Below are 866 nucleotides of genomic sequence, written 5' to 3' on the forward strand. Positions count from 1 at the left end.
CAGCAACGTAAGGTAGAGCATCAGCACACCCACCATTGCCTGTTTCTGAATTCGTGACGACAAGCGCCACTTCTTGACTCATGGTAGAGAGATTAGAGTCATCTGTCGCTTGAGCTTTAAATGAGTGCGTGCCAACACTCGCTGTCCATTGGTATTCGTAAGGTGCACTGGTATCAATGGCGACAGATTGGTTGTTAACGAAGAACTCAACTTGAGTAACTACGCCATCAAAGTCATCAGCTTGAGCAGTGACGGTTAGGTTATCCCCCACACTCAGTGTTTCCGTACCTGTTGGACTAGTGAGAGTAATGCTAGGTGGTGGCAGCTCTACTTGAGGCTGAACGACGATAGCAACCGTTGTGGAGGTTACTGCGCCTTCATTGTCTGTCGCAATCGCGGTGAGTTGAGAAACGCCTTGGGCCGCAGTCCAAGATGCCTCAAATGGCGCTTGGGTGACGATAGCAACGGTTTGGTCACCCGCTAAAAACTCCACTTGTGTGACCTGTCCGTCCTCGTCGGACGCATTGGCTAACAGAGTAATGGCGCTGCCTTCAGGAATTTGCGCGTTGTTCGTTGGAGAAGAGAAGGACACCGTTGGCGACAGATTACTGTTTCCTCCATCACATTGACCTAATGCCTTCCACGCTTCCCATGAGCCTGAGTTGGTGACGGGGTCGTTACCTTGTGTCCAATAAGCGGCCTCATAGGCGGCACCTTGAGTTTTCACTTGAGTGCCTGAGGTGTAGATCGCAGTGCTATCCCAATCAGGCAGGCTTTGACAGTTGTAGGCTTGAGCTTGATAGCTAACACTAAGTGCAGCAACCACAGCTCCGTGAAGTAGAGTGACCTTCATTTTTCTCTCCTTG

General features: G+C 50.6%; 1 protein-coding gene. It reads right to left on the reverse strand.

Translation table 11 applies throughout. From position 1 onward, the window contains the following. Positions 1-853, reverse strand: an 853-nt coding sequence (locus tag R7093_RS24590) for an Ig-like domain-containing protein (protein WP_318146935.1), incomplete at its 3' end; no start/stop codon positions are given. Between the last annotated feature and the right edge of the window lie 13 nt (positions 854-866).

It is taken from the genome of Vibrio sp. 1580, assembly GCF_033340055.1.